The sequence below is a fragment of the Cylindrospermopsis sp. CR12 genome (assembly GCF_001432185.1).
Taxonomy (GTDB): domain Bacteria; phylum Cyanobacteriota; class Cyanobacteriia; order Cyanobacteriales; family Nostocaceae; genus Raphidiopsis; species Raphidiopsis raciborskii.
In genome coordinates this window covers 32,748-58,780 of record NZ_LMVE01000092.1, presented here as the reverse complement: position 1 = coordinate 58,780, position 26,033 = coordinate 32,748, and the positions used below count along the sequence as shown (strand labels likewise).

At 39.1% G+C, this 26,033-nt stretch carries 20 protein-coding genes; 11 read left to right on the top strand and 9 right to left on the bottom strand.

The window, feature by feature from the left end:
- Positions 1-147 precede the first annotated feature (147 nt).
- The 4 genes from ASL19_RS16820 to ASL19_RS10525 all read left to right on the top strand — a co-directional run bounded on the left by ASL19_RS16820 (position 148) and on the right by ASL19_RS10525 (position 2,203).
- Positions 148-285, top strand: a complete 138-nt coding sequence (locus ASL19_RS16820) for a photosystem II reaction center protein K (RefSeq protein ID WP_006277007.1) — start codon at positions 148-150, stop codon at positions 283-285.
- 100 nt (positions 286-385) lie between these two features.
- Positions 386-682, top strand: a complete 297-nt coding sequence (locus ASL19_RS10530) for a 2Fe-2S iron-sulfur cluster-binding protein (RefSeq protein ID WP_057178309.1) — start codon at positions 386-388, stop codon at positions 680-682.
- A 226-nt stretch (positions 683-908) separates the two neighbouring features.
- Complete coding sequence (psbM, locus tag ASL19_RS16815; RefSeq protein ID WP_071985120.1) at positions 909-1,022, top strand: photosystem II reaction center protein PsbM; 114 nt, start codon at positions 909-911, stop codon at positions 1,020-1,022.
- A 329-nt stretch (positions 1,023-1,351) separates the two neighbouring features.
- Positions 1,352-2,203, top strand: coding sequence for a universal stress protein (locus tag ASL19_RS10525; RefSeq protein ID WP_057178308.1), 852 nt, complete (start codon positions 1,352-1,354; stop codon positions 2,201-2,203).
- A gap of 155 nt (positions 2,204-2,358) precedes the next feature.
- On the opposite strand, the gene ASL19_RS10520 is transcribed toward ASL19_RS10525, so the two are convergent.
- Both ASL19_RS10520 and ASL19_RS10515 read right to left on the bottom strand, forming a co-directional pair.
- Positions 2,359-4,464, bottom strand: a complete 2,106-nt coding sequence (locus ASL19_RS10520) for a M3 family metallopeptidase (protein WP_057178307.1) — start codon at positions 4,462-4,464, stop codon at positions 2,359-2,361.
- A 517-nt stretch (positions 4,465-4,981) separates the two neighbouring features.
- Positions 4,982-5,293, bottom strand: coding sequence for an acylphosphatase (locus ASL19_RS10515; protein ID WP_057178306.1), 312 nt, complete (start codon positions 5,291-5,293; stop codon positions 4,982-4,984).
- Positions 5,294-5,356: 63 nt separating this feature from the next.
- On the opposite strand from ASL19_RS10515, the gene ASL19_RS10510 reads away from it, so the two are divergent.
- Both ASL19_RS10510 and ASL19_RS10505 read left to right on the top strand, forming a co-directional pair.
- Positions 5,357-5,734: a DUF1823 family protein gene (locus ASL19_RS10510; RefSeq protein ID WP_006277002.1), complete on the top strand. Its 378-nt coding sequence runs from the start codon at positions 5,357-5,359 to the stop codon at positions 5,732-5,734.
- Positions 5,735-5,786: 52 nt separating this feature from the next.
- A complete protein-coding gene (locus tag ASL19_RS10505; protein ID WP_057178305.1) occupies positions 5,787-6,386 on the top strand; it encodes a hypothetical protein in 600 nt (199 codons plus the stop codon).
- Here ASL19_RS10505 and ASL19_RS10500 read toward each other — a convergent pair.
- Entirely contained in the window at positions 6,376-7,173 is a 798-nt protein-coding gene (locus ASL19_RS10500; protein WP_057178304.1) for a type 1 glutamine amidotransferase, read from the bottom strand. The two genes, ASL19_RS10505 and ASL19_RS10500, sit on opposite strands and share 11 nt — an antisense overlap.
- 43 nt (positions 7,174-7,216) lie before the next feature.
- On the bottom strand, positions 7,217-8,542 hold the full coding sequence (locus tag ASL19_RS10495; RefSeq protein WP_040008833.1) for a Mur ligase family protein: 1,326 nt from the start codon (positions 8,540-8,542) through the stop codon (positions 7,217-7,219).
- 200 nt (positions 8,543-8,742) lie between these two features.
- On the opposite strand from ASL19_RS10495, the gene ASL19_RS10490 reads away from it, so the two are divergent.
- Together ASL19_RS10490 and ASL19_RS10485 are read left to right on the top strand one after the other, a co-directional pair.
- Positions 8,743-9,345: a thylakoid membrane photosystem I accumulation factor gene (locus ASL19_RS10490; RefSeq protein ID WP_057178303.1), complete on the top strand. Its 603-nt coding sequence runs from the start codon at positions 8,743-8,745 to the stop codon at positions 9,343-9,345.
- Positions 9,346-9,497: 152 nt separating this feature from the next.
- Positions 9,498-10,106: a hypothetical protein gene (locus tag ASL19_RS10485; protein ID WP_057178302.1), complete on the top strand. Its 609-nt coding sequence runs from the start codon at positions 9,498-9,500 to the stop codon at positions 10,104-10,106.
- Between the two features lie 16 nt (positions 10,107-10,122).
- Here the strand turns inward: ASL19_RS10485 and ASL19_RS10480 are convergent, their stop codons facing one another.
- Genes ASL19_RS10480 through ASL19_RS10470 form a run of 3 tightly spaced genes read right to left on the bottom strand, consistent with a single transcriptional unit; the run spans position 10,123 to position 15,915 of the window.
- Positions 10,123-11,043, bottom strand: a complete 921-nt coding sequence (locus ASL19_RS10480; RefSeq protein WP_057178301.1) for a DMT family transporter — start codon at positions 11,041-11,043, stop codon at positions 10,123-10,125.
- The gene (gene ligA, locus ASL19_RS10475) at positions 11,040-13,112 is read right to left on the bottom strand and encodes an NAD-dependent DNA ligase LigA (RefSeq protein WP_057178300.1); all 2,073 of its coding nucleotides are present in this window, start codon (positions 13,110-13,112) and stop codon (positions 11,040-11,042) included. The genes ASL19_RS10480 and ligA overlap by 4 nt, the downstream gene beginning before the upstream one ends.
- A gap of 40 nt (positions 13,113-13,152) precedes the next feature.
- Positions 13,153-15,915, bottom strand: coding sequence for an AMP-binding protein (locus tag ASL19_RS10470; RefSeq protein WP_057178299.1), 2,763 nt, complete (start codon positions 15,913-15,915; stop codon positions 13,153-13,155).
- Positions 15,916-16,194: 279 nt separating this feature from the next.
- On the opposite strand from ASL19_RS10470, the gene ASL19_RS10465 reads away from it, so the two are divergent.
- Together ASL19_RS10465 and chrA are read left to right on the top strand one after the other, a co-directional pair.
- Positions 16,195-17,154: a glycerophosphodiester phosphodiesterase gene (locus ASL19_RS10465; RefSeq protein ID WP_235528984.1), complete on the top strand. Its 960-nt coding sequence runs from the start codon at positions 16,195-16,197 to the stop codon at positions 17,152-17,154.
- Positions 17,155-17,178: 24 nt separating this feature from the next.
- Positions 17,179-18,360: a chromate efflux transporter gene (gene chrA, locus ASL19_RS10460; protein ID WP_057178297.1), complete on the top strand. Its 1,182-nt coding sequence runs from the start codon at positions 17,179-17,181 to the stop codon at positions 18,358-18,360.
- A gap of 144 nt (positions 18,361-18,504) precedes the next feature.
- Here chrA and ASL19_RS10455 read toward each other — a convergent pair whose 3' ends face one another.
- The gene (locus tag ASL19_RS10455; protein ID WP_057178296.1) at positions 18,505-19,920 is read right to left on the bottom strand and encodes an MFS transporter; all 1,416 of its coding nucleotides are present in this window, start codon (positions 19,918-19,920) and stop codon (positions 18,505-18,507) included.
- Between the two features lie 349 nt (positions 19,921-20,269).
- Between ASL19_RS10455 and ASL19_RS10450 the strand changes: the two genes are divergently transcribed.
- Positions 20,270-20,701, top strand: coding sequence for a DUF29 family protein (locus tag ASL19_RS10450; RefSeq protein ID WP_057178295.1), 432 nt, complete (start codon positions 20,270-20,272; stop codon positions 20,699-20,701).
- Between the two features lie 246 nt (positions 20,702-20,947).
- Here the strand turns inward: ASL19_RS10450 and ASL19_RS18270 are convergent, their stop codons facing one another.
- Positions 20,948-26,005 carry a cadherin domain-containing protein gene (locus ASL19_RS18270; RefSeq protein ID WP_057178294.1) on the bottom strand — a complete coding sequence of 1,686 codons (5,058 nt, stop codon included), beginning with the start codon at positions 26,003-26,005 and terminating at the stop codon, positions 20,948-20,950.
- Positions 26,006-26,033 lie beyond the last annotated feature (28 nt).

Here is a 26,033-nt window from a genome sequence, read left to right as displayed (position 1 = left end):
TCTCCTGAATGTATCCTTTCTGTTAAGATTAAAGTGGGACTTCAATTTCTTAAGGATCAACCAGAAGATTTTTAAACCATAACCAAACCATGATAGGATAATTCCCAAGTATAAAAGCTGTGTCGGATTAATTGGATTTAAACAAACATGGAAGCAGTAATTTTATTAGCAAAACTGCCCGAAGCTTACCAAACCTTCGGGCCTTTGGTAGATGTACTCCCGGTTATCCCTGTATTTTTCTTGCTGCTTGCTTTTGTTTGGCAAGCTGCTGTGGGCTTCAGGTAAATTAATCGGTCCTCAATACGGACAGGTAATCCCTGTCCTCAAACTTTTCCATAAGGAATGAGATTAACCAGTGACGGGTCACAATTAACAGCTAACAGCCATGGGGAACATTAGATTCATCAAAGAAAACAAGGAAGTAATAGCAGCGGATGGAGCCAACCTCCGACTCAAAGCACTGGAGAATGGAATTGACATCTATAAGTTGTGGGGTAAAATGACCAATTGTGGTGGTTACGGACAATGTGCCACTTGCATTGTGGAAGTTACTGAAGGACTGGAGAATCTGTCATCGCGCACGGATGTGGAAAAGCAAAAATTTAAGAACTCCCCAGATACTTACCGTCTTGCTTGTCAAACTCTAGTTAATGGGCCGGTAAGTGTGATTACCAAACCTTAACCTCCAACTAAGGAGGGAGGTTTTTTCCTATGCAACTTGTCATTTTCAGTGAATCAGTGTATAGTGTAGAAGTGGTCGTTACGGAACATCGGCACGACCTAAAACGGATAGGGAGCGATCGCAAGACTACTTGAGTAGCAGGTGGCTGTGAACTGTCAAAAATCGCTGGCCTTCTGGGTCAGTGAGTATGTCAACAAAAATCAATTTAGAGAGAGGCTATCTTGCCATGCAAGTGAATGACCTAGGGTTTGTAGCAAGTATCTTGTTCGTGCTTGTTCCTGCCGTGTTTTTAATAATTCTTTACATTCAAACTGCCAGTCGCGAAGGTGGAAAAAACTAACCTTGACACTTCCCGCTCATTAATGTCCACCCAAACCTACCCAGACCTTAACAATCTTGGTAGGTAGGGTGAGCGTGCATAACTCCGCCATAAAAAAGAGTTACCTACCATCAAGTAAGGTTGGCTACGAAAGATAGGTCATGACATCGTCAAACTTCGTTTTTCTAATTGATGGCAACAAGCAGCCAACCCGTCTTGTCCAATTCTCAAATTCGTTAAAAATCATCAATAACATCAAATTTGCCTCAGTCTATTGGGCTAAATTGGGAGTGGGTTTGTCTGTAGTTTAGAGGGAAACCCTAATCAACCTTCAGAAAAATTCTCACAAAATGATTCAAAAAATTTTGTTGGCTGTCTCAGGACTCGGACACGCAGAGGAAATGATGAAAAACTTAAAGGAACTACCATCAATCCAATCTGCTAAGGTTACAGTTCTGCACGTTGTACCTTCACAAAGCACCGCAGCAGCTATGACGGAAAAATGGGAAGAGGGTGGTAAAATCCTCGCTAATGCTATTCAGTCCCTCAATTTTGACCCTAGCCAAGTCTCTTCTATTTTGCGTCAGGGCGACCCCAAGGATGTGGTTTGTCAAGTAGCTGATGAAATCGGCGTAGATCTAATTGTTATGGGATCTCGGGGACTTAAACGTCTAGAATCTATTCTGTCTAACTCTGTTAGTCAGTATGTGTTTCAATTATCCTCTCGCCCTATGTTGCTAGTTAAGGATGATATATATGTTAAACGCATCAAACGAGTTATGGTGGCTATGGATGGATCCCCTTCCTCATCCCAGTGTTTACAACTAGCTTTGTTTTTGCTAAGTGGCGTTGAGTCTGGACAGTTAATACTAACTAACGTTATTACAGATCTGGGAGGAAAAGTGTCAGGTATCACTGACATTAAACCGGAAAGAAACTCGGTTTTGGGTAATGCGGTAGCTACTGCTGAAAGTCGTGGTATTCCTGTGCGTTGTGTCACCAGCAGTGGTAAACCAGGCGAGGAAATTTGCCGCCTAGCACAGGAACTAAACGCTGACCTTTTATTGCTTGGTTCGCCAGACCGCCGTCCATCCATAGCCAAGAGTTTTGTAGATCTTGACCGACTATTGGGTTCTTCCCTATCTGACTATGTACGGGTAAACGCTACTTGTCCCGTACTGTTGGCAAGAACTGTTTCTTAAATTCGCAGTTTCTTGTAATAAACTGAACAGGTGTTAGCTTGTTCAGAATGACACCATATCACCGTGATATTCATAATTGACACCTCCCCGTTTTCACAAGACGGGGGTTGGTAGCTGAAACCCTGGGGTGTTAGCAATTTCCCCCCCCGAATCCTCTAACGAGCTGGTAAAAGACCGTTATGCCTAAGTAGAGCTTTAGTGCTGGGTTTTCGACCTCTAAAGGCCTCAAAAATCTCCATGGGATGTTTGCTACCACCCATAGATAGAATTGTATCTCGATAGCGACGACCAATAATTTGTACTGCTTCTTCATTATCTAGTCCAACTTCTTCAAAAGCAGCAAAAGCGTCAGCACTTAAAACCTCTGCCCATTTGTAACTGTAATATCCCGCCGCATAACCACCTTCAAAAATATGACCGAAAGCACAGAGAAATTGATCCTCCGGTAGAGGAGACAAAATAGTAGTAGTTTTAGCAATACGATTGCGTATATCTACTGGAGTTTCTTGACCGGTGGGAAAATAGCGATGATGTAATTCTAAATCTACCATACTCAGGTGAATTTGTCGTAACATTGCGGAACCGCTCATGTAGTTGCGGGCATCTAACAGTTTGTGATAGTATTCCTCTGGCAGCGGTTCACCCGTTTGATAGTGTTTAGCCATACCAAACAGGGTGGGACGGTCATAACACCAATTTTCCATGAATTGACTAGGCAACTCCACTGCATCCCATTCTACATTGTTAATACCTGCTGCTCCAGTATAATCAACCTGAGTGAGCATGTGGTGGAGACCATGACCGAACTCATGGAAGAGAGTTTCTACCTCATCAAAGGTCATCAAACTGGGCTTATCATCCACAGGGGGAGTTTGATTACAAATGAGATAGGCCACTGGTAAGCAGACCACATCTACACCATTTTGGGTAGCCCTACGGCGGTGAATACAAGCATCCATCCAAGCTCCACCACGTTTTTCTACTGGTCTACTGTAGAGGTCTAGATAAAAGTAAGCAATGGTCCTACCAGAAGGGTCAGAAATTTTAAAATAGCGAACATCTTCATGCCAAATGGGAGCTTGACCATCTGCTGGACTAACGATTACACCAAACAGACGTTGAACCAGCTCAAATAGGCCATTGAGAACTTGAGGTAGGGGAAAATAGGGACGTAATTCCTCCTGGGTGAAAGTGAATTTGGCCTCTCGCTGACGCTCAGCCCAAAAACTGACATCCCAATGTTCCAGATCCTCCGTTTGGGGGAATCCATGGTTTTTGGCAAAGGTTTTCAGATCTGCTATTTCTTGGGTAGCTGCATCATAACTGACTTGACGTAACTCTTCTAGTAGTTTTTCTACTGCACTAACCTTTTGGGCCATCTTACTAGCTAGACTTAACTGGGCATAGTTTTCAAAGCCCAGCAATCCCGCCATTTCTTGCCTTAATCCCAAAATCTCCTGAATTAGAGGATTATTGTCCAAATCTCCACTAGCAGCACGACTAATGTAGGCTTTATATAACTTTTCCCGCAGGTCTCGACGAGTGCTATGCTGCATGAAGGGGAAGTAGCTGGGGAAATCTAGGGTAATGTGCCAAGGACCAGTCTGTGGGTTAGCTTGTTCCTCTCCCGCACCGCGAGCAGCTTGAGCAGCTAAACTAAGTAAACTGCTTGGTAACCCCTCAATTTCTTCTTTAGTAGTTAAAACTAGACTATACGCTGTAGTTGCATCTAAAAGATGGTTAGCAAACTGAGTGTTTAGTTTGGCTAACTGCATTTGAATCTCATTAAAACGCTCCCTTGATTCCCCCGCCAAAGCGACACCAGAGAGTTGAGCATCTCTAATAGCAGCCTCTACAATGCGTTTTTGAGCTGGTTTGAGGTTCTCCCAAAAATCCCCATGACGTAGATCCTTGAATGCTTCATAAATAGGCTTACTTTGACCAAGGGCATTAGTAAACTCTACCACCTGTGGTTGTAATTTTTGATAAGCTATTCGTAAATCAGGACTATTCTTTACAGCCATGAGGTGGTTTAATACTCGCCAACTCCAAGATAATCTTTCTGTTAACTGCTCCAGTGGCTCCACTAAAGCACTCCAAGTTGGTTCCACACTAGATTCTAAGATGGTTAGTTGTTTCCATAGTTCTGTTAATAGCTGAGTAAATGCAGGCTCTACCTGATCCGGAGTAATATCTGTAAATGTAGGTAGACCAGAGCCTTGAAGAAGGGGATTTTGATGAACAGTGGCACTTGCACTCATGGTTTTGTCTGGGAGCTAATCAATGAATAAAAGAGAGTTTTTGCCTATAGTGTACTAATGTTACTCAATAGGTCTAGTAGAAGGTTGGTTAGTTCAATTTTTTTTGAGAAGTTTTGTTATTAATTAAGCTTCTCCGGTCTAAAGACACGGAGATTTCTGAAGAGTCCATAAACGAACTTTCTGAGGCTGGCTTAAACAGTCTCTACTGATTCCGCTAAGATCAATTCCTAGCATCACCGCTACTTTTTTCAAAATATTAGCAGCACCATTACAGTCCGCATTAATTTTGAACCCATCAGAAGTTTCATATACTCCACGACTTTTAGAATCCTTTATTTATTTGGTCAAGCAGTTTATTCCATAATAGTTTTGGTATTTAATAAAAGTTATCTAGAATTTATCTCCTAGGAAATACTAACACGAAATAGAAAAAGCCGTAAATTTTTCTTCATATTTGGTTTTGGCTTAGTATATGGCTATTTTAGCCATGATGTGCAAACGATCGGAGAAAAAACGCCTATCCAACGTTGTGACTAAGGCACAGTTCAAAAGTTCTCAATCCTTCCGCTTGTTCATAATTAATAACAACCTGTTTAACTATGGCAGCAGTTGGTCCCGTATGGCACCATCGTACCATCTCTTCTACAATATCCCTGGATCCCTCAAAGACCGCTTCTACTCGACCGTCGACAAGATTTCTCACCCAACCGGTTAAACCTAACTGGGTAGCTGTGTCTACGGTTGCATATCGGTATCCCACGCCTTGAACCTGTCCGGTAATAAAAACATGGGCCCGAACCAGTTTGGTAATTTCTGTGGTGTTTTCCATAGTTTAGAGATTATGATGTAATGGTAAGTTAACAAACTTTTTACGTGTGAGAAATGCCTAACTATGTCTAACTTGCCACAACTCAACCAAGAAACTATTTGGGATATCATCAACGAAAAAATTGATGATCTTACTGTTAATCAGTTGGTGTGGCACTATTTAGGTTACAGATACGATTATAATCTACAAACATGGGATAGTACCCAGGTTAGTCCTGAATGGGTTACTGATTATCCCCAACCCCCCAACTTCATAGAGTCCCGCCCTGCAACCGTCAAGCTGACCCGTTCTATTCCTCCGGATAATAAACAACTACTAAAAGAAAAATTGGGTTTTAAAGGTTATAAGATAGGCGAGTTTGGACCTAGACAGACTCGCCGTGCTACTATGGCTGGTTGGTTATTAAGTTATATGATGACCAACTGTGGTAGAATAGATTAATCCATGAAAATGGTATATTTGGTTAAATTCCCAACCTCATGGTGATACGAACATGCAGATGCGAGCAACTACGGGTGATGTTAATGGCAAACCATCTCATCCCACATATTCCCCCTCCGTTCCTATTTCCGTCTATCGAGAACTGGTGACAGAATTAAAAGCCGTACAATCTAAATTAGATGTGGTTACCAACCATAATCAAAAATTAGTGCAAGAAAATCAGTATTTACTCCAGGAAGTTAATCGAGTTGTTCAGTCTTGTTTGGAATTACAAAATTTGCTTGATTCCAAAAATGACCCTGGTAAATATTCTCAGGAAGGATTAAACAAAAATTATAACACCAGTCCCAACCCTATTAACAGCCAGAATACACCTTATGATGAGTCAAAATCTCTAAGGGAAGAACCCATACACCCCACCCACCCAAAAAATGCACCTAAACCTAAGTCAGAAGGGGATAAAAAGAACACACAAATCAAAAACAAAACCCGGACTAATTTCAAGACCAGATCCAAACCTTCTAATTTCGTTAGTAGAGGACTAAATGGTTGGTGGTTGTTTTTAATCATTCTTGTGGTGATGGTTTCTGGCTTTAGTGCTGGATATTTAGTGGTGCGCCCCTTTTTGCAAAGGGCCCAAATTACTCGTTAATCACTAAACTACTTGTCAATTTTAAACGATTAAACATAGACTCTCTCCCTTGTAGTGCTAAAGTATCATCTAAAGGTGAGAGTTCAAATTCTTGTTGATACTTGAGCTTTAATGCTGTGACAATTAACCAGTCTGCAACAAAGGGATTTTTGGGTAGTAAAGGGCCATGTGAATAAGTGGCGATCGCATTTTGATAAAAAGCACCCTCAGTTCCATCTTCCCCATTATTACCTAGACCATAAACAACACGTCCTAGGGGTTCTACCGTTCCTAACTTAGTTCTACCCCCATGGTTTTCAAAACCAACCAAATAGGGTTTAATTCCCGTCATTGCTTGTAGTTCTCGTGCTAAACGGGAAGCAGTCACCTCTATAACCAGATTGCCAATACAGCGTTTAGAGGTTTCTCCTGGGTGAACAGAAACTAAATCCAATATTCCTAAACCTTGTATTCTTTTTCCCACAGCGGGTTCATAATAATGTCCTAGTAGTTGAGGTGAACCACAGGTAAAAACCCCCGGTGTACCTTGCTCTATTTTATCCTTAATTGCTTCAGCTTTTGCTCCTTGTAAATCACGCATAACAATTTCTTGCTGACGGTCTTGGGCACCTCCCCCCACAATAACATCCACAGATTTTATGTCCTGGGGGGTGGAATTTTGGTCTAACGGTAATACTGTGACGTCGTATCCGCGCCATTGAGATCGACGTTGGAGAGTGATAACATTACCTCTATCTCCATAAGTGCTCATCAGTTTTGGATATAACCAACCAATAATAATTTCCATTTTTTTAGTTGTTTTTAAAAAATGCTAGAAAGAAGATAAAACATCAGAGAATTTTTCTCCCCGTTAAAATTCCTCGTACTTCCAGCATAGCTGAATAGGTAGGAAGAATATGCAAAGTCTCATGATGAGGAGTATTTTCCAGAGCAATCTTGATAGCTTGCTGCAAATCCTCCTCAACGATTAAACGGATCTTACTATCCAAAGAACTTTGGCTATAACGTAACCTTAAAGCCATATCATAGAGACGATCTCCGCTAACAATTAGTGTTCCACCTCGTTCCACCAATTTTTCCGTATCAACATCCCAAATCCAGGAAACATCAGTACCATCAGGGATCCGATCATTTAAAACCAATAAAGTAGTTTTATCTTGACTTTGGGTGACCACCCTAATAGTTTCATTAGTTCCCACGGGATTTTTAGATAACAAAATCCGCACCTTTTTGCCACTGACCAATAAATCTTCAGCTCGACCAAAAGCAGCTTGGAAATTGTCAATACTGTTTTTAATCGTTGGTTCGTCAATACCTAATTCTTGAGCAGCAGTGACAGCAGCTAGGGTGTTATATTTGTTGTATAATCCTACGAGAATCTGTGACCATTCACCACTCAATAACAAAGGTTGACTTTTGTTAAATCCACAACTGGGACAGGTGAAATCTCCCAGGTGGGATAAATAAACCCCTTGATAATCCAAAGGATCTCCACAACGGGGACAGTAAATAGAATCCACTGCATGGGGAATGGAATCTAAATAATTTTCCGGTTCACTTAAACCAAAAAATAACACTCTCTGATGTAACTGCTGACCTAAATAGGATAAAGTAGGGTCATCAGCATTGGCAATAACTACAGTCTCCCTGGGTAACGTGGAAATTGCCCTTGTCCATTTTTTGCTAATGGTATCAACCTCCCCATATCTGTCTAGTTGATCTCTAAACAAATTTAAACAAATAATCAAATTTGGTTGTAAAGGTTGTAATACTTTAGGAACAATATTTTCATCAACCTCTAAAATTGCATAGTCAACATTCAAATAACCCATTAAGTTAGTGTTTTCTATTAAAGCAGTTGCTAAACCATTTTCCAGGTTCGCACCAGTGGAATTATGGGCAATTTTAAACCCTTTGTTTTCCAAAATAGTACACAACAACAAAGCAGTCGTGGTTTTGCCATTGGTTCCTGCAATTAAAATTACACCTTTTTTTACCTGCTGACTCAAAAACTGTAAAAGTTTAGGCTCGATGCGTCGTGCAATAGCACCTGGCAACACACTAGCAGCTCCAAAACCCAGGGAACGCACTAAAAAGGTGATAGTTTTAGCGATAGATACTGCCAAGTATAGTTTAATTCTGTTTATAATTGGTATAAACTTTGATTTCTTTTTCACGGGCGCTCCCAAGAAATTTCCTGATTGTTAAAAACAATCCCCCTAGTCTAACTAATGTTTACCAAAACCGCTAGGTTCATAGTGCCAAACACCAAAAAATTCCTCAAAAATATCCCCCAGTTGTCACTATAGGTGTAACTATTATATGTAGACAAACGTGTTAAATAAGGTTTTTGTTAATGAATAAGATAGAGTTTCCTTTTTTACTAGTATCCCTAACTGGCAAATGTCAGAGATTTTGTTTAAAGTTCCTATTATTGGTAGTTTGCCTGTTGATTGTTACCACAGGTATAAATATAGATACTGCACTGGCAGGTAGTAAAGATGACAGATATGAGGGTAATATTTTTGTGGTTTTTGCGGGAAATGGTTCCTTGGTCCCCCCCAAACAAACCCTAGAACAGAGTTTAGCAGAACACAAACCCATCCTACTAACGTTTTATATTGATGACAGTAGGGATTGTAAACAGTATGCGGTATTTATTTCCCAGACTCAAGCGTTATATGGTAGAGAGGTGAGGATTATTCCAGTGAGTGTGGATGCTATTCCGCCCAAAAAAGTCTATAATGCTAATGAACCAGGATACTATTATTCTGGTAGTGTACCTCAAATAGTGGTTTTTGATCAGTCAGGTAAAGTTGTTCTCAATAAAAATGGACAAGTACCCTTTGAAGAGATAGATGATAAGTTCCGACAAGTATTTAATTTAGTCCCCCGGGATCAATCCATCAAGTACCAACAACGTTCATTTAATGAGTATAGCAGTGAGTTAAGTCCTTAAAATCACCGAATCCCACCACTAAGCTCCATGGGTGATCTCTGATCACCCCAGTCTAATTTTTTGTTGGTTGTGATACCGCATTTTGCTAATTACTAAAACATAATAATTAAGTCATCCACAAATAACAAATAACTAATACTCAATGATTACCAATGAACAAAGTCTATTCAACCTGGGAACTGATTCAGATCTTATCAGCAGAGCGCCAAGCTTGCTTAAAAGGGGAACGTTTAAAATTAGATGTGAAAGTTTCAGGTAATCCTATCATTGACCAGTTCATTCCCACTGAGGGATTACAAAAATTCACAGCTTACCAAGATTTTAAATATTCCATTCATCAATATCAAAGAGAACATCAGGTTTCTGGTATTGTGTGGAAAGACTTGACCATTAATGCTCAAACTTTACATTATCCAGAGGTTCATGGACAGTTAATAGCCTTAGATACTGATTTACAAATATTGAAAGGAGCAAAAAAGTCTATGCTGACATATTGGGAGCAAGTAACAGCCAATATGGATTTATATTTGAGTATGAGCAATGGTAGAGAACATGAAAAAATCCATAACTTGGATGTGGAAAGAATTGCCCAAAGAACAGAATGGGTGAGTTTTTTAAAATGGGAAAATGGCAGTTTCTTAGAGTTAATTTTACAGATGGGTTGGGGTAGACCAGAGGAAGCAGCTTATAAGCGAGGAAGACCTCATTCCGGTAGCGAGTTTATTCATGCGGTCAAACCTGGTAATTATCCCATTGGTTAGAAAGCAAAATAAGACTTTATTTATTTTTACCCAAAGCAGTGGTTGCTGAACCAACCACAACTAGTAAAGCACCAATAATCCCTCTCAGGTTAATATATTCTGGCGTAAAGATTTGAGGGAAAATAGTTGCTACTAAGTCTACTGATATTAGAGTAAAAATGGGAGCTAGGGCTAAAATTGCACTGACTATAGATGCTGGGGAATGTTCTAAAGACTCCGCAAAAGCACCATAAGCAATTAGGGTATTTAGTCCACAAAAAATTAGCACTGATAAAGATGCAAGATCAAGAGTGAAAATAGTGGTAATCTTGGCAAAAGGAGTTAATAATAAAGCACATCCACCATAAACTACGAGCATAATATGGGATGATGAGAGAGATTGTAATAACTGCTTTTGTGCCAAAGCATAAATGGCCCAAGAAATGGCACCTAATATTACTAACCCACTACCTAAGAGATATTGTCCCCGACTGGTAATTAAATTGCTAATTTGGGATTTAAAAAATAATAAAAAACCCAAAGTTAAGATACTAATACCCAACCATTGCCATAGGGTATAACGTTCTTTGAAAATCACCAAACCTCCAAGTCCGAATAAAACGCCTGCGAGTTGAATTAGGACCTCTGTATTGTTAGCAGTGGTTAAGGCTATACCCTGCATAAATAGTATATAATTACCACATAAGAAGATAGTGGTAATAACTAACAATTTGATAGGCGCAGAAAATATTTGTTGTTGAGTTGGTAGCTTATTCTGGGTGAATAAATAAGCTCCTAAAAGTACAAATGCTAAAGAGAACCGAAACCAGACAATAGTGTATATATCTAATACCTGGAGAGTCATTTTTAAAGCGACTGGTAAAACTCCCCATAAAAATGCCGTGAGCAAAGACAAGGTTAGTCCTAAACGCCAGCGACCAGAGGTTTGATGTGTCATGATTTAACAGGTTCCTGAATCATTAGCATTTCTAATAGATTAGCTTCATCTAGTTGCTTAATTCCCAGAGATTGAGCTTTTTCTAATTTGGATCCTGCATCTGCACCAACAACAATAAAGTCAGTTTTCTTGCTCACTGTGTCTGTGACCTTACCACCAGCTTTTTGAATCATAGCTTTTGCTTCATCTCTTTTTAATGTGGGTAAGGTACCTGTAATTACAAAGGTTTTACCAGCAATTTGAGGATTAGGTTCAGTCCTAGTGTGAACAGACTTCCCAGTGGCCAGTTGTATACCTATAGTTTCCAGACGGATAATCAGATTTTGATTGGCACTGATGTGAAACCATTGGTACACGGATTGGGCAATTTCTACACCAATGCCATATACACCCTCAATATCTGATTGTTTTGCACTGGCCAATTTATCTACTGTGGTAAATTTTTCGGACAGTAATTGAGCATTAACGCTACCCACGTGACGAATACCTAAACCATATAATACCCTAGACCAAGGTTGATTTTTTGATTCCCTAATTACTTGGACTAGTTTTTCTGCGGATCTTTTGCCCATTCTTTCCAATCCACATAATTGCTCTTCTGTTAGATTATATAAATCAGCTACGGAATGCACTAGACCTTTATCCACTAATTGATGTACTAGTTTTTCACCTATTCCCTTAATATCCAAAGCATCTCGACTAACCCAATGTTCGATTTCTCCCTTGAGAATTGCTGGACAGGAAGCATTTACACATCTTGTCACCACTTCCCCCAATTCTCGCACTACCGGTTGACCACATACGGGACAATTAGTGGGCATAATAAATGGTTCAGTGTCATTAGGACGCAGTTCCTTAATTACCCTGACCACCTCCGGGATAATTTCTCCAGCTTTGCGTACTATCACCGTGTCCCCAATCCGAATATCTAACTCCTGCAGGCGATCGTTATTATGTAGCGTAGCTCTAGATACTGTAGTTCCCGCTAATTGTACGGGGCGCATTTCAGCTAGGGGGGTTAATGCTCCTGTTCTTCCCACATTAACCATAATATTTTCCACACGAGTAGGTGCTTCCTCCGCTGCATATTTCAGAGCGATCGCCCAGCGGGGGAATTTCTGTGTAAACCCCAATTGTTCTTGCAATTTAAAGGCATTTAATTTTACTACCACTCCATCAGTCATGTAAGGAGAATTAAGTCTTTCCGTATTCCAATACTGATAATATTGAGCCACTTCATCAACGGAAGAACAGAGTTTATGATTGACATCAACGCGAAATCCGAGTTTTTGTAATAATTGTAGAGATTCCCATTGAGTATTAGCAATGCTTCTATCATCCAGTCCGGGGATATGTAGGGTATAAGCAAAGAAATCCAGTTGACGCTGGGCCACCACACGGGGATCCAATTGTCGAAGTGTACCAGCTACAGCATTACGGGGATTAGCAAATAACTGTTCACCAGCTTTTTGCCTTTTTTGATTAATCTGTTTAAATACCTCTAAAGGTAAAAACACTTCTCCTCGCACTTCCACCTTTTCAATCGGTTCAATTCCGTCAAAGTTTAACCGTAGGGGTATGGAGCGAATAGTTCTCACATTAGGAGTAATGTCCTCACCGGTGATTCCATCACCCCTGGTTGCACCTCTAACCAAAACCCCATTTTGATAAGTTAAAGCCAAAGCAGCACCATCAATTTTCAGTTCAGCTACATATTCTACTTCCGTCAAGGAGTGTGGAGTGGGTAAATGTCTAATCCATCGCTGATTCCAACTTTGTAACTCCTCAACATTAAAAGCATTCTCCAGACTATATAAAGGTATGTTATGTCGCACCGAGCTAAAATGGGTAGCAGGTCGCTCCCCCACCCGTTGGGTAGGACTGTCGCTAGTAACCAGGTTTGGATATTTTTTTTCTAGTTCTTGTAATTCCCGATATAATCTGTCATAAATTGTATCCTCCATGATTGGTGAGTCGAGAACATAGTAGGCATAGCCAGCTTGTTGTAACAGTTTTCTTAGTTCTTCCACACGTTGTGATTCAGCATGGAGTTGGATAGTAAGACCCATAAAAAATATTTAGTAGGGTAATAATGTAAGTCCATTATTATTATAAGCAATTTAAGGACTGCTGGGTAAGAACAAGTTTGTCAGCGTCGACCTTCTTCAGAGATTGCTGCAATTTTTCCGCCAGCACTGTAACATAAGGTTCATTTAGTAGGGAAAGATGAGAACCAGGAATGTGATAAACATCTAATTCTCCTGTAACTATATCGCCCCAACCAAATTGATGATCATATTTAGTACCTACATGATTACCCCGATGTTCATCCTCAGTTCTGAATAAAGTTACTTTACCTGAATAACTAGGAAATTGATAGTGCTGCAAAGCTTGGGTATTAGCATCAATAGTTGTTATATATTTGTCTATATCTTTTGCAGTTGAGAACTTCTTCTCAAATTGAATTGCTACCTGGAGATAATATTTGAGATAATGTTGAGTATGTTGGCTCCAACCGAAAACTTTCTTCACCAAATATCTAGATCCACCCTTAATAATATTTCTTAAATGCAAGGGAATTCTTTGCACAAATGGTAAACGTTTGGCATACCCCGGACGACAGGTATCCAACATAGCCAAAAAACTCACCTTTTCGCCTTGTTTTTCCAATTGTCGCGCCATTTCATAAGCAACAACTCCACCAAAAGAATATCCTCCGAGAAAATAAGGTCCTTGTGGTTGAATAGTTCGTATTTCCTGAAGATAATGTGCAGCCATATCTTCCACTCGTACTAAAGGAAGTTCTTCCCCATCTAGTCCTTGACATTGGAGTCCATAAACAGGTTGTTCAGTCCCCAAATGTATGGCTAAATGACGATAACATAGTAATTCTCCACCGAGAGGATGAATTAAAAACAAAGGTGGTCGAGAACCTTGGGGTTGAATTGCTACCAAAGATGAATGACGGGAATTTGCCGTGATAGTATTTACTAAACCTTGATTTTGACGAATAATCTGGGCGATCGCAGCTACTGTTCCAACGGGAAACAAAAATGCTAAAGGTAATTTCTGTCCTAATTTCCGTTCTATAATTGCAAAAATACGCACAGCTAACAAGGAATTTCCACCCAGTTCAAAAAAGTTATCTTGTCTATGAATAGGTTTAATACCTAAACATTCTTCCCATATTTGTATTAGCTGATATTCTATATCATCAATAGGTTCTTCAAAGTTGGCTGTTATTTTTGGTTTTGTCAATTCAGGTGCGGGTAAAGCTCGTCTATCTGTTTTTCCATTAGGTGTTAATGGTAGGGCATCCAAAAATACAAAAGCACTAGGTATCATGTATTCTGGTAGTTGATCTTGCAAACATTGTCGTAATTCTTGAGTAGTTGGTCCAGGTTGGTGTTTAGGTACAACATAGGCTACTAACCGTTTTTCTCCGGGAATATCTTCACGAGCTATAACTACAACTTCCTTGAGATTAGCACTTTGAAAAAGTACCATCTCAATTTCTGTCACTTCTATTCTGAAACCTCTAATTTTTACCTGAAAGTCTTTTCTCCCCATATAAATTAAACAACCATCACCCTGAATAAGTCCCAAATCACCAGTGCGATAAATTTTTGTATCTCCATGTTGAAAATCTGAGGTAAATACAGCTTTTGTTAGTTCTGGTTTTTGCCAATAACCCAAAGCTAAATACTTGCTTTGAATAGCAATTTCCCCAATATTGCCAGTTTTAACTTCTGCACCCGTATCATCCAAGAGTACAACTTCCATTCCTTCAACTGCATAACCGATGGGAACATTGCTTCCTTGAATTTTTGTACTTTTATCAATTAGAAAATTCCTAAAAGTTCCCGCTTCACTAGCACCTAAACTTCCATAGAGAATACATTCATCAGCAAAATACTGTTTATAATTTTCTACATCTCTAATTAAAGTTGCTTCTCCACCTAATTTAACTAAACGAATTTTGGGAAATTTTACATCCTTTGTAAAGGTATCAATAAAATGACGAAATAGAGTTGTAAATGAATGATAAATAGTAATTTCTTCCGCAACTAGCCAATGAACTAAATTGTTTAATCCCTCTTTTTTCACATCATAGGAATATAGAGATGCACCATTAAGCAAAGTATAGAAAATACATAACAATCCACCCAATGTACTGCATGAATAGAGAAAAATTACCCTATCTTCTCTACTAACAAGTAAGGTATTTGTATCAGTCATACAGTAGTGCAAAGAATTGACATGACTTTGAACTACTCCTTTAGGTTTACCGGTTGATCCACTCGTATAAATTATATAAGCTGGATTCTCCGGTAGTATGTGTACGTGGGGATTTTCCGTAGAGATATGATTGCTAATTTCATCAATATTAAATATCTCACAACCATGATGCCCTAATTCACGAGCTAAAGGTAAATTCTGATTATTGGTAATAAGCAAAACAGCTTGAGCATCTTCCACAATATAAGCAAGTCTATCAACAGGAAATGTAGAATCAAGAGGTACAATAATCTTGCCTGTTTTTAAAGCACCAAAGATACTGGTAATGAAATCCAGACCTTTTTCCAGCAACAAAGCAATTACTTCTACTTTCTCTCCTCTTTGAGAGAGAATAGCATTGGCTAATTGGTTGGCTCGTTGATTAAATTTATGATATGTAAGAGTTTCATGAGTTGTTTTAATAGCTATAGCATCAGGATATTTATTAACTTGCTGTTCAAACCTAGAAGTTATAGATTTATTAATGTCCCTAGGATCAAAAGGAATAAATTTTGCTGGTGCAGTAATCAACTTATTAGCCACAAACCTTTGATTTAAAATATTGGTGGGAATTGTAGAAAAAATATTATTCATCGCTGCCAAAAATAATTAACGCTAGGATTTTTTTCATTCATGATTTATAAAAATCATTTATAAAAATCAATGGTAGACTTTGTTATTATCAAATGTCAATAGTACCTATTGTTTTTTATAAAATCTTTATTTTAGGCTTTAAATATAAAACAGTAATTATAGAATAAGAGTAGAATTTTCCGTTAGAAGTATAATCCATGTCACAGTTTAGTTGGAAAGATATGGTTCTTGCGTCTGTTTAATGGTATTAGATTAATGGGATTAGATTATAAACTACCGATGCCAACACCAATTATCATTGCCCATCGAGGCGCCAGCGGTTATAGACCAGAACATACATTAGCAGCATATCAACTAGCAATTGATATGGGAGCTGATTATATTGAACCAGACTTAGTGATCAGTCAGGATGGAGTATTAATTGCTCGTCATGAGAATGAAATATCCATGACCACAGATGTGGAGAATCACCCTGAATTTGCCCATTTGCGGACTACAAAAATGATTGACGGGGAAATAAGAACCGGTTGGTTTACAGAAGACTTCACCCTAAAACAATTAAAGACCTTAACTGTAAAAGAAAGAATTGGGCAAATCCGTCCACAAAACACCGTATATGATGGACTAGAGACCATTCCTACCCTAGAAGAAATAATTGATTTAGCTGAAAACCAGAGTTCACAGAAGGGATATGCAATTGGTATTTATCCAGAAACTAAACATCCCAGTTATTTTCAATCAATAGGTTTACCATTGGAACCAGCTTTGTTAAGGTCCTTAGCCAATACCCAGTTACCCATATTTATCCAATCATTTGAAGTGGGTAATTTACAAAATTTAAACAAGAATACAGATTTTCCTCTGGTACAATTAATTAATGATTTGGGCCAACCAAATGATTTTCGTGTGGATGGTAAATCCTGTACCTATCAGGATATGATTAAACCTGGTGGGCTAAAAAAAATAGCTCAATATGCACAAGCCATAGGGGTGAATAAAAATTTACTAATACCTAGAAATAGTCAAGGTAAATTACTGTCACCTACATCTTTAGTTAAGGATGCTCATCAACAGAACTTGTTGATTCATACCTGGACTTTTCGTAATGAGAATTGCTTCCTCCCACTAGATTATCAAAATCACCCCCAGGGAGAATATGAATTGTTTTTTAATTTGGGCGTAGACGGGGTGTTTACTGATTTTCCAGACACTGCTGTTTATGCGCGGGGAAAGGTATAAAAATGTAAAACAACAAGGGTAGTTATGTACAATATACCATTAAACCGACTGATTGAATTGGCAAAACTCTTTCTTAAACTAGGTGTGACCGGTTTTGGTGGACCAGTTGCCCATATTGCCATGATAGAAGACGAGGTGGTGAAACGTCGTCAGTGGTTAACACGAGAACATTTTTTAGATTTATTGGGTGCAACCAATTTAATTCCCGGACCTAATTCTACTGAAATGGTTATTCATATAGGCTATATTTATGCTGGATGGCTGGGACTAATTGTTTCCGGGATTAGTTTTATTTTACCTGCTGTCTTAATTACAGGTGTTTTTGCCTTTATTTACGTTAGTTATGGTAGTGTACCAGAATTTTCTCCCTTACTTTATGGGATTAAACCAGTAGTTTTAGCAATTATTCTCAATGCTGTTTTCGGGTTAAGTAAAAAAGCTCTAAAAAATAAACAACTACTGATTATTGCCGTATTAGTTGCCTTGGTAACTTATTTCGGTAAAGTAAATGAAGTCATCACCTTATTGCTGGGTGGAATTTTAGGCATGATTTGGTTACATAATATTGCCATCAATAGCAATAAGCAGACAAACCTATTAATTACCGCCCTTACTTTAGGCACAACCCTACCAAAAGTTGCCCTCACTCCTACCATTTCGATATGGCAATTAGGATTATTCTTTTTGAAAGTTGGCAGTGTATTATTTGGTGGGGGTTATTTACTAATTGCATTTTTGCAAGGGGAGCTAGTAGATCAATATCATTGGTTAACACAACAACAATTATTAGACGCTATTGCCATTGGTCAATTTACTCCGGGTCCTATACTTTCAACCGCCACATTTATTGGATATATAATTTCTGGATTACCCGGAGCAATTGTAGCAACAGTAGGAATTTTTCTTCCCTCATTTTTATTTGTCGTACTGTTAAACCCAGTTATTCCCTGGTTACGGAAGTCTCCCTGGACAAGGAGTTTTTTAGATGCAGTAAACGCCAGTGCAGTAGCCCTGATGATAGTAACAACTTTGCAAATAGCAGTCAAAACCTTGGGTTTAGAAAGATTTCCACTGCTAGATTTGTTTAGTATATTTATGTTCCTAATTGCTGCTGTTTTGATTATACGTTTTCGGATTAATGCTCAATGGTTAGTATTGGGTGGAGGGTTAATTAGTATAGGTCTTGGACTTCTAGGTTATCTCTAAACATTCTTGGGGATTGTTTTTAAAAATATAGTTTAAGTGGGTGAGTGGAATTAAACACAAGATGAACGTAGGTTGGGTTGAGGAACGAAACCCAACGCCCCCATGGGTTACCCTACCGCTAACCCCCTCCCTACTTAGATTCTTTCATTGTAAATTTTGCCTTTTCTCCTGTAACTTCAACATAATTTCCGAGTGCATCTCACGGGTGATAGGGTAAAAAAAGTTGACAATTAAACCCATAATTAAAAAAAATGTTGGCACTGGTCCGATAATCACCCTAATGGCAAATAACGCCAAATCAGGTTGGGAGGGTAATATATTGGCAGTTCCAGCAGTAACCTCTTTAAATCCTGAAACTTGTAAAGCATGGCCAACCAGAAATAAACCAAAAGCTAACCCAAACTTTTGGAGTAAAACCATAAAACCATAAAAAACGCCTTCTCTTCTTTGTCCGGTTTGTAGTTCATCCAAGTCTATAACATCCGGAATCATAGACCAGGGAATGAGATAAGCTGTGGAAACTCCAAAACCTGCCATGATAGCCATAATATACATTAATAAAATCTGATCAGGGTTGAGAAAAAATAATCCAGCACCAGCAAAAATCCATAGGGTCATCCCCAAGAAATAAACTATTTTCTTGCCATATCGTTTACTTAAATAACTCCAGACAAATAACATTAACAAAGCTGTTCCTTGCACAGCTATTAAAACTGTAGGAACCTGAGAATTATTCAATTTCATACAGTAAATAACAAAATAAGGAATCACCGTTGCGGTAATTTGTACACCCAACCAAGAAAAAAGATAAATTGCGATAACAAATAAAAATGGTTTATTAGTAAAAGCAATTCTAATTTGGTCAATAAAGGGAATTTCCACTGGTTGTTCTATCTGAATACGTTTAGCTTCAAAAGCTAAAATCCGCTCCCTTGTTCCATAAATACACCAATATAAAGATATAACTGCAAGCACAGTACATAAAGCTGCCAAAACCAAATACTGTGCTTGGGGACTTTTCACCAGAGAAAAGACCACCTGGGCAAAAATTAAGGATAAAATACTACCACCAATAGAGAAACTAAAGCGAAAACTATTTAAACTAGTTCTTTCATCATAATCCTGAGTTAACTCCGGTGTCATAGCAGTGTAGGGCAAATTAACAACGGTAAAAAAAGCCTGAGATAAAATGCCAATAGCTACATAGTACCAAAATAAAGCTAGAGTATTTTGATCAGGGTCTAAATAAAATTGAGGAATAGTCCATTGGAGAAAGAAGAAAATTCCAAAAGGAATTGCACCATAAAACATCCAGGGTAAACGACGACCCCAATAACGGGATTTAGTTTTATCAGTTAGCACTCCCACAATGGGATCGTTAATTGCATCCCACACCTTACCAATCATTAAAATGCTACCCGCCAAACCTGGAGGAATACCAGCTACATTAGTAAAAAAGACCAGGAGGAAAAATATGGCTATATTAGAGGTTACTGCAGGTCCTAAATCTCCAGCACCATAGGCTAATTTGGTAGCTAGGTTTAGTTTCTCATTTTTCATTTTTTTAACTACTTTTCTATATCTTAATGTTTACTAGATGGATTATCACCACAAAATGGAACAATTTGCTGTTAAGATTTATTTAGTATTAGCACTATGTATTGCATCACTTTTAAGTAAGTAGGGAGGCACAATTATTTTTAGGATGGGTTGGCGATGGGGGTGTTGGGTTTCATACTTCAAACCAACCTACGTTCATCTTATATTTAATTCCACCCACCTACTTAAAGTCAACTGCGATCATTTTGTAGAAGTCCTGGTCAAGGTTACCAAAATTTAGTAAAATCATTTTGTAAGTCAGCAAAACCAAGAGTAGCTTTCTACAGTACTAGTTTATGGGAGACCGACAATGGAAGAACTGCTAGAACTCAAAACATTGTTAACTCAAGGAAAGGTTCTTGATGCTCTGGTCTTGGTGGAGGAAATGACCGAGATGAGTAAAGATGACAAGATCAATAAAATTTACAGTTTTGCAGTTATTCTCATACTACATCTAATTAAACAGCAAGTAGAGCAACGGACGACTCGTTCCTGGGATATTTCTATTTCTAATGCAGTTCGTCAAATTAATCGCACTAATAAGCGACGAAAGGTAAACGGCTACTATTTAAGTAATTCTGAATTAAAAGCAGCTCTTGCAGATGCTTATTATTCCGCACTAGATGGTGCTTCTTTAGAAGCTTTTGAAGGTCGTTATTCTAGTGAGGAATTAGCTGAGAGAATTGATTATAGTCGTCTAATGAAAGATGCTTGGGATTTGATATCAACGCAACAAAATTAGTTGGACGAGAAGCCCAACCCTTTCTAATAGATATTATGACTAACCTTTAATTTCGTAGCGAGTGCTTCGCGATCGCATAGTTTGTGGCACACAAAACCATTCTCAAGAACCAGGGAATTAATTCCCTGGTTCAAAGCTGAAGTCGGATGAAAAGCGACTGGTTTTATCGTGAAGTATTGCTACCAAGGTCTAGGTGAGACAATTAATTAGCTCACTTGTAAACTTAGTTCCCCGTGAAACTTAGACCTAACCAAAAGAGAAAACCGTGTCATTAAAGTCGTAATCGCTAACTCCCACACCAGCGGGTAAATCTTCAAATCCAAACACATTGTTACCAAAACTCTTGATGTGAGCTGCACCATCTGGGTTAGCTGAACCAAAACTAAAGTAAGCAACGGGTAAGGTAGTGTAATTTTGAGCAGTAGCTGGACTATTGTCGGGATTGACCTGAAAGAAAGCATTAACTGCATCCTGCACGCTACCAGAGAAATTACCACCATGGGCGATGACAAAGGGAGCATAGATTTTACCCTCGCTCACGATTACATCTCCGTTTACACCATCTCCCGAACCTCCAGCTCGAACTACAAAGTTGGGTACTACTCTACTTAATGCTGCTTTAGCATAAGCTGATTTGTCCTCTGGTAAAACACCATTAACCGATCCTGTAAGAGCATTATCCACTTCATAAAGCCCAAACAGGTTAGTAAAGGATGCTTCTGTTTTACTGAGAGCTTCTTGTAAAGCCAGCTTTGCCTGAACTTTGTCGTAATCTGTAAGGAAATTGAAGGAGATATCATTAACAATGTCCGATAAGGAACCAGCTTCATCGGGAATTAAAGAATCTTCGGGATCAAGTATTTCCACTGGATATGTAATGATGTCTGTTCCAGTGATAGTAACGTTGACATTGGCTGTTGCTGCTAAACCCTGCTCATCAATAATAGTGTAGCTGAAAACATCATCTCCTATGTAAGTTGCGTCTAGCAGGGTATATATTAACTCATTATCCCTGATTTCTACACGACCATAGTTACCATCCGTCTTGTTGATAATGGTTAGAGGATCATTCAGATCTGGATCACTATCATTGTCAAGTGGGTTAAGAGTACCAAAACTACTACCCGGAATAATAGCTAACACATCATCAATAGCAATGGGAGCTTCATTGACATTGGTGACAAGAATGGAAATATCCTGAATTGACTTATTGTTTTGCTCATCCCTTGCTACAACCTGTAATTTATAAAGGTTGTTTTTGTCTGCATTCAGAGGTTCTTCAAAGTCCGGAGCAGTATTAAAGGTTAATTCACCGGTAGGACTAATCGAGAACAAACTAGCATCAACTCCAGCCAAACTAAGAGTGATGGGGTCGTTTTCAGGATCTTCAACCGTTAGATTACTTACTAGTGTTGTACTCTCAGGAACAAAGAAAGAAAAGCTGACAACAGGAGGTTCATTAACATCAGTGATGCTAACGGTGAGATCTTGAGTGACTTCTAATCCACCATTGTCAGTTGCAGTAATAGAGAGTTCTACACTACCAGCTTCGTAATCCAGGCTTTCACCAGCTTTGAGTTTAAGCGTCTGATTACCATCAAAATCAACAATTTCAAATCGGGTATCATTATTGACTTTTAAGGTATGACCATCATTCCCATCAGGATCACTGACTGTTAAAGTACCAATAATAGCCCCGGGGTCGTTCTCTATTACTGTTATTTGATTTAATTCAATGGCCACAGGTGCTTCATTAACATCGGTGACGGTGATAGTGAAATCCTGGGTGATTTCTAATCCACCATTATCGATGGCAGTAATAGTTAGTACTATATTACTAGCCGCTTCATAATCCAGGCTTTCACCTTCCCTAAGTTTAAGGATGTTGTTACCATCCACATTAATCACTTCAAAACGGCTATCATTCACCGTGAAAGTATGGCTATCACCCGGATCATCTGTAACTGTTAAACTACCAATAAAAGCCCCAGGGTCATTCTCCGCTACTATTCCCCTCAGTTCAATAGCAATAGGTGGATTATTATCAGTACCGCTATCCGTAGCAATTCCCAGCTGTCCTGGGTCAACTATAATACCGTTAGCTAGTCCATCCCCATCCCATATATCCCCATCTGTTAGGTTTACGGTTAAGTAGACCTCTCCAAAATCCCGGACACCATCCCCATCAACATCGTTAAAAATGTAGTCGTAATTAAAATCATCATAAAGCTCGAACTGCTGAGATTCATAGTTGAACTTAACGTAGCGCGCAAGGTCAAGATCTTCAGGTAATTGATTAATAAAATTCTGGGACAGATAGAGAACAAAGGTGGTTGTACCCCCAAGTTGAACTCCGCTAATAGTTATAGCTAATGGATCTCCAATAGGGGAAATCAAATCAGGGGGAATTTCCGCTTCAACTACTGTTCCATCTGCTAGAACAACTTGCAGCTTTTTAACACCCTCTTCCTCTACTACTGGAACAATGTAAATACTTTGAATGCTTGTACCAGGCTCAGTTTTGACAGCAGCATAGTTAGCAGCACCAGCATTTGCGCCCTGGTCAAATATATCTCGAGTGCCAATGGGTAATACCGCAATGTTGGGGTCATTAAAACTTTCTCCTTCACCCAGTATGCCAACTGTTTGACTAATTTCCAGAATACTGACTCCGTCAATCTCTAATGTTTGTGCAGCATCAATAACTTCTGATTTCAGTCCCTTGGGCTGAGTTGGGTCAAATGCATTACTGGTGTTTGGTGGTAAGATGCCATCGGGAATAGTTAGGGTTTGAAAGGTTGTAAAACTACCGGTTTCACCACCATCAGTGCGGGTAAAGATGGCTGTGAATAGGTTTGAACCTGCTGCAAAGAAATTATAGTCATTTGGCTTGAGAACATAAGACCAGGATAAACCATCAACTTGAGCAACTCGAGTTTGACCCCCAAATAAAATAGTAACTGTTGTACCAGTTTCACTAACAGTACCCGTTAGAGTTACCCCAGCTTCTTTCTCACTGATATCCAGGTTGTTGTCTCCGGTAATACTATCAAAAGTGCCGGATACTGGTACTAGAGAAATACTAACATTATTTGAGTAAATTACTTTCTCAAATCCACCTGCAATGTAAGTAACCTCTACTCGAAGTTGGTTGTTGTTATCATCTTCTGTGGCTATGTAGTTTTGTTCAGTAGCATCAGGAATATTAGTCCAAACCCCCTCAATTAATCGTTGCCATTGATAGCTTATATCCGTGGGAATACCATCGGGATCGTCAAAGGGTATAGCTGCAATTAGTGTTGCACCAACAGTAAAACCAGCACCTTCAGTAGTTATAGGGGGCAACTGACCAAGACCTTCATTGACATTAATGATACTCAATGTGATTGTTTCGGTATCTTGTAAACCTCCACCATCTGTGACGATAATGCCCAGATTAAAACTGCTGGGAGAAGTTTCAAAGTCGTTGGCTGCTGCTAGACCTGCTTCTGTCAGGGTGATTTCTCCACTACTATTGATAGTGAAAAATCCATCATCATTACCGCTGGAAATAAAGTATTGGGTGACACCTACATTATCCGTGTTAGGAAGGTTATCGGTTGCTGATACTGTTCCTAATACAGAACCTAGGTCTTGGTTTTCTTCGTAGGAGAGGACTTGATCCATTGTTATAACAGGATCAATACCATCGAACACGTTACTGAAATTATTACTGAAAGTATTGCCCGCAATGTTGATACTGTTTGTAGTAGCAGTTGCATCTAAAACAACACCATAAGAATTATTCTCAAAAGTGTTTCCATTAATGTTAATATCACCTGTAATCTCATTGGTATTCCTGAGATTTACTCCCACCTGCCAACTGTTAATAGTGTTATCTTCAACAGTAAGGTCACCAGTATAAGTGCCATAGTCAGCAAAAGTTGGTATTAAATCAATACCATAATAACTAGCTTCTAGTGGATCTCCATCTTGTCCCAAAAGTTGGTTACCTCTGATTAGAGTTTCCCCAGGTAAACTGCCATATAGGCTCAGACCAGTAATTATATCAACACCACCATTTATGTTCTTGGGTGTTAGAGTGTTGCCCTCAACTGTTACTCCGTTGAAATTACCCCGCACTTCTAAGGAAGATTTATGATCGGTAATAAATTTTACTTGAGCTAGATCCATTGTGATATCATTGTCACGGATCACCAAATTACTACCGGAAGGACCACTCAATCGAGCAGTTGCCATGACAGCGGGAATCAAACCTGATTTGCCATTACTAGGAGCTTCACTATAGGCGTTAATAAAGTTGTTATCAGGGAAAGTGTTGCCTTCTATAGTGATATTATCAAAAGCAAACGGACTATCTGTCTCACCAAACAACTGAATACCACCGCTATTGTACTCACCTTCGTTATTCTTGATGAGGACTTGATCGTTATCTCCTTTCAGTTCTAACCAGTAGTTACGACCAAAGAATCCATCTCCATAACCACCATAACCATCTCCATAGCCATCTCCATAACCACCATAGCCATATCCAGATCCACTAAAAAATTCTCCAAATCCATCAAAATTGGCACCTCCAGTATGTAGTCCATGGTAAAATTTATTATCCTCTATGGTAACATTAGTCAGAGATGCTAGGTAAAGATGGGCAGCTCGAGGACGCCAGAAGGTGTTATCATCAATGTTTGAATCTTGTAAACCAGCCAGGTATATAGAACCACCTGTACCACCACCGCCCAATAAACCGCCTATGTAGTTGCCAGCAATTTGCCAACCCGTGACTACTCCAGTTGGGTTGTTAATGCTCGCATCTCCAAAACTGGGGCTATTGTTGGCAGTATAACCAGTGAGGTAGTTGTTAAGCAGTTTAAAATTATCTGGGGTATCATTCCACTTTAGAGGACCATTTTCATTTCTGAGTCGGAAACCATCAATAGTAACATTGTCTTCTGTTACGGTAATAGTCCCTTTAATCCACGCTTCTTGAGTATTACCAAAAGCGTTATCGATAGTTCCGTTATCATCTTGATATCGACGAAAATCTTCATTAGCTGTTGGCAATCCTCCAACTCCTAATGCTGCATTAATATCCGGATCCAGAGGCTTAACCCCTAATCGGTTTTCAAAACCATCTATTCCCTCAAAAGTACCATAAGGTCCTATTAGAGTCACGGATTTATTAATGGTCAGATCTTCTTGATAAATCCCAGGCCTTACCACGATTATATCATCGTTATTAGCAGCATTAATGGCTGCTTGAATTGTGGTGTAAGTTTGACCCGCTCCAACTGCTAAAATTGCCATGTAATTTCTCCTGTTAAAAGGTAAAGCC

What these genes read in the sequence shown, in the direction of transcription:
- ASL19_RS16820 (WP_006277007.1), top strand. Translation starts at nt 148, where the DNA reads ATGGAAGCAGTAATTTTATTAGCAAAACTGCCCGAAGCTTACCAAACC.
- ASL19_RS10530 (WP_057178309.1), top strand. Translation starts at nt 386, where the DNA reads ATGGGGAACATTAGATTCATCAAAGAAAACAAGGAAGTAATAGCAGCG.
- psbM (WP_071985120.1), top strand. Translation starts at nt 909, where the DNA reads ATGCAAGTGAATGACCTAGGGTTTGTAGCAAGTATCTTGTTCGTGCTT.
- ASL19_RS10525 (WP_057178308.1), top strand. Translation starts at nt 1,352, where the DNA reads ATGATTCAAAAAATTTTGTTGGCTGTCTCAGGACTCGGACACGCAGAG.
- ASL19_RS10520 (WP_057178307.1), bottom strand. Translation starts at nt 4,464, where the DNA reads ATGAGTGCAAGTGCCACTGTTCATCAAAATCCCCTTCTTCAAGGCTCT.
- ASL19_RS10515 (WP_057178306.1), bottom strand. Translation starts at nt 5,293, where the DNA reads ATGGAAAACACCACAGAAATTACCAAACTGGTTCGGGCCCATGTTTTT.
- ASL19_RS10510 (WP_006277002.1), top strand. Translation starts at nt 5,357, where the DNA reads ATGTCTAACTTGCCACAACTCAACCAAGAAACTATTTGGGATATCATC.
- ASL19_RS10505 (WP_057178305.1), top strand. Translation starts at nt 5,787, where the DNA reads ATGCAGATGCGAGCAACTACGGGTGATGTTAATGGCAAACCATCTCAT.
- ASL19_RS10500 (WP_057178304.1), bottom strand. Translation starts at nt 7,173, where the DNA reads ATGGAAATTATTATTGGTTGGTTATATCCAAAACTGATGAGCACTTAT.
- ASL19_RS10490 (WP_057178303.1), top strand. Translation starts at nt 8,743, where the DNA reads ATGAATAAGATAGAGTTTCCTTTTTTACTAGTATCCCTAACTGGCAAA.
- ASL19_RS10485 (WP_057178302.1), top strand. Translation starts at nt 9,498, where the DNA reads ATGAACAAAGTCTATTCAACCTGGGAACTGATTCAGATCTTATCAGCA.
- ASL19_RS10480 (WP_057178301.1), bottom strand. Translation starts at nt 11,043, where the DNA reads ATGACACATCAAACCTCTGGTCGCTGGCGTTTAGGACTAACCTTGTCT.
- ligA (WP_057178300.1), bottom strand. Translation starts at nt 13,112, where the DNA reads ATGGGTCTTACTATCCAACTCCATGCTGAATCACAACGTGTGGAAGAA.
- ASL19_RS10470 (WP_057178299.1), bottom strand. Translation starts at nt 15,915, where the DNA reads ATGAATAATATTTTTTCTACAATTCCCACCAATATTTTAAATCAAAGG.
- ASL19_RS10465 (WP_235528984.1), top strand. Translation starts at nt 16,195, where the DNA reads ATGCCAACACCAATTATCATTGCCCATCGAGGCGCCAGCGGTTATAGA.
- chrA (WP_057178297.1), top strand. Translation starts at nt 17,179, where the DNA reads ATGTACAATATACCATTAAACCGACTGATTGAATTGGCAAAACTCTTT.
- ASL19_RS10455 (WP_057178296.1), bottom strand. Translation starts at nt 19,920, where the DNA reads ATGAAAAATGAGAAACTAAACCTAGCTACCAAATTAGCCTATGGTGCT.
- ASL19_RS10450 (WP_057178295.1), top strand. Translation starts at nt 20,270, where the DNA reads ATGGAAGAACTGCTAGAACTCAAAACATTGTTAACTCAAGGAAAGGTT.
- ASL19_RS18270 (WP_057178294.1), bottom strand. Translation starts at nt 26,005, where the DNA reads ATGGCAATTTTAGCAGTTGGAGCGGGTCAAACTTACACCACAATTCAA.